Origin of the sequence: Streptomyces prasinopilosus (assembly GCF_001419695.1) — a bacterium.
Lineage (GTDB): Bacteria > Actinomycetota > Actinomycetes > Streptomycetales > Streptomycetaceae > Streptomyces > Streptomyces prasinopilosus.
Map to the genome: position 1 here is coordinate 1 of NZ_LIRG01000322.1, position 2762 is coordinate 2762.

General features: G+C 75.8%; 2 protein-coding genes and 1 pseudogene. 1 reads left to right on the forward strand and 2 read right to left on the reverse strand.

Annotation, left to right across the window (positions count from 1 at the left end; genetic code table 11):
• A partial coding sequence (locus AOK18_RS14430) for a TolB family protein (RefSeq protein WP_420865608.1) occupies positions 1 to 789 on the reverse strand: 789 nt, incomplete at its 3' end.
• Positions 790 to 987: 198 nt separating this feature from the next.
• Here AOK18_RS14430 and AOK18_RS14435 point away from each other — a divergent pair.
• Complete coding sequence (locus AOK18_RS14435) at positions 988 to 1830, forward strand: SURF1 family protein (RefSeq protein WP_055694619.1); 843 nt, start codon at positions 988 to 990, stop codon at positions 1828 to 1830.
• A gap of 43 nt (positions 1831 to 1873) precedes the next feature.
• On the opposite strand, the pseudogene AOK18_RS14440 reads toward AOK18_RS14435, so the two are convergent.
• Positions 1874 to 2762: pseudogene (locus tag AOK18_RS14440) on the reverse strand (hypothetical protein); the annotation flags it as partial.

Below are 2762 nucleotides of genomic sequence, written 5' to 3' on the forward strand. Positions count from 1 at the left end.
CACCATGGGCTCCCAGCGGCCGCGCCGCTGGTGGCCGACGAGCAGACGCGTGTCACCGGCCACGGGAGCGAAGCCCAGCACCTCCAGGCCCAGCTCCTCGGTGCCGCCCCTGGTGTCGTCCAGCTCGGCGACGGTGGTGCCGTCGTGGCGCAGCACGCGCAGCGCGGAGTGCATCGCGTCGCCGTGCTCGGTGTGCTCGATGGCGATCAGCGAACCGTCGTGCGAGAGGTCCCCGACGCCCGCCGACTCACGGTGCCGGTAGATCTCCACCGGCGCCACCGGCTCCCCGTCCCCGTCCCGCGGGGCGGTCCGCACCAGGTGGATCGTCGTGCCGTCCTCGTCCGTGGAGCGGCCCACGACGGCCGTCCTCCCGTCCCGGCCCAGGGCGAGACCGGCCGGGTACGAGGCGCCCAGCCCCGGAGCGGCGAGCTCGTCGGGGCCGCCCGCGAACGGCTGGCGGCGCCAGACGCCGAACTCGTCGCCGTCCTTGTCGTCGAACCACCAGATCCACTCGCCGTCCGGCGAGAGCACACCGTCCGTGGTGCCGTTGGGCCGGTCCGTCACCTGGCGCTGCTCACCGGTCGACCGGTCCCAGGCGTACAGCTCGTACGTCCCCGTCGCGTTCGACACGAACAGGGAACGGTCGGGGGCGTCCTCCGCCCAGTCGGGCAGGGACACCCGGGGTGCCCGGAAGCGCTTCTCCCAGTCGGGCATCTGTTCGCCCTGATGTACTCGCTCGGTCCGGTCGGTCCGCCCCGCCGGTGCGCCGGACCCGTTGCTCTCAGTCATGGCCCCATCTTGCCCGTCCCGACGGGTGTCGCGCCGCCGAGACCCCCAGCCCGGGGAGGACCGGATCCCGGTCCGCGGGCGGCCGGGGTCCCCAGCCTGTGGACGACCGGGTCCCCCGGCCCGCAAAACGGTGGGACCACGGGACTTCGGGGCGGCCCCGCGAACCGGTTCCCGGGCGCCGCCCCGTACGGTGGGGGTGTGTACCGGTTTCTGCTGACGCCCCGATGGTGGGGGATCAACGTCTTCGTGCTGCTCGCCATCCCCTTCTGCATCTTCATGGGTTCATGGCAGCTGGGCCGCTTCGAGGACCGCGTCGAGAACCACCGCGGCGCGGAGGACGACGTCGTCGCCGGCCGGCAGAAGGAGGCCCGGCCGCTGGACACGCTGCTGCCGGTGGACAAGGCGACCTCGGGCCGGCAGGCCACCGCGAGCGGCCGCTACGGGGAGCAGTTCCTCGTGCCCCACCGCGACCTCGACGGCGAACCCGGCCACTACGTCCTGACGCTGCTGCACACCGGCACCGGCAAGGTGCTGCCCGTCGTACGGGGCTGGCTGCCCGGCGACCCGGAGCCGGCCGGCGCGCCCGCGCCGCCGGACGGCGAGGTCACCGTCACCGGGGCGCTCCAGGCGTCCGAGACGCCCGGCAGCAACGGCGTCCCCGCGCTCAGCGGCCTGCCCGAGGGCCAGACCGGCGCGATCAGCTCGGCGTCCCTGGTGAACCTGGTGCCCCACGAGGTGTACGACGCGTGGATCACCCTCAACCGGGGCGACTCGGGGATGCGGGCGGTGCCCGCGGTCGCGCCCGGCGGCACCGGCCTGGACATCAAGGCCTTCCAGAACCTCGGCTACACCGCCGAGTGGTTCGCCTTCGTGGGCTTCGTGATCTTCATGTGGTTCCGGCTGGTGCGCCGTGAGGCGGAGCTGATTCGGGACACGGAGCTGGGCCTGGCCCCGGCCGGGGAAGCGGGGCCCGGGCCGGACCCGCAGCAGGAGCGGGACCGGCCGGAACAGCGGGACCAGCCGAGCCCGTCGGGAGTGTGACGGGCCGGTCGAGTCCGTCGGGGAGCGCGCCGGGCGGGGCCGGTCAGCCCGCCGTGGCCGGCAGCAGTCCCGTCCAGTAGACGGTCCCCGCGCAGGCGTTGGCCACCGTGGCGGTCGCCGTGCCGGCCCCCGAGGCCGGGGTGTACGTCAGCGTCACGCCGCCGTCGGCGGTGCCGTCCGCCCTGAGGAGCTGGGGCGTGGTCCCCGTCTCCCCGCCCGTGGACGTGCTGTCGTCGACCGTCGGCTGCTCGGAGGGGCTGGGGCCGGGCGAGGGGTCGCCGGAGCCGCCGGTACCGCCGGTGCCACCGGGGGTGCCGGTGCCGCCGTTGTCGCCGCCCCCGCCGTCGACGGGGCAGGGCTCGGAGGGCACCCAGGCGAACTTCACGTCGTACGACTCACCCGGCTTGAGCAGCAGCTGCCCGGCCTCCAGGGACGGGTCCGGCAGGCCCGCCGCCGCGTCCCCCGCCACGTGCCGGGCCGAGCCCACCCTGGCGGCGTCGGCCGCGCCCAGCGGCGTCACGCCCAGGCTTCCCGGGCTGCCGACCGTGCAGCCGGCGACGGACACGTTGGTGACCCGGAAGGACCCGTAGACCGCGCCGGTGGAGTCGGGGGCACCACTGCTCGCGACGGCCGGACCGAGCTGCGCGGCCGTACAGGCGGAGGACCCCGTGGCGGCGCTCGCCGAGGGGTCCGCCCCCTCCGTCACGCCCGTGCTCACCCCGGTCCCGGCCTCCTTCTCCTCGTCCTTCCCGCCGTCCTCGCGGTCCTTCCCGGCCTCGTCCGAGGCGCCGCCCGCGGTGGTCTCGCCACCGCCGGGGCCCTTGCCGTCACCGGTGCCGCCCTGGGCCTGCGAGGCGTGGCCCACGGTGGACGGGTCCGCGTCGGGGCCGACGACCCCGGAGACGTGGACGAGGGCCGGCACGGCCGTGCCG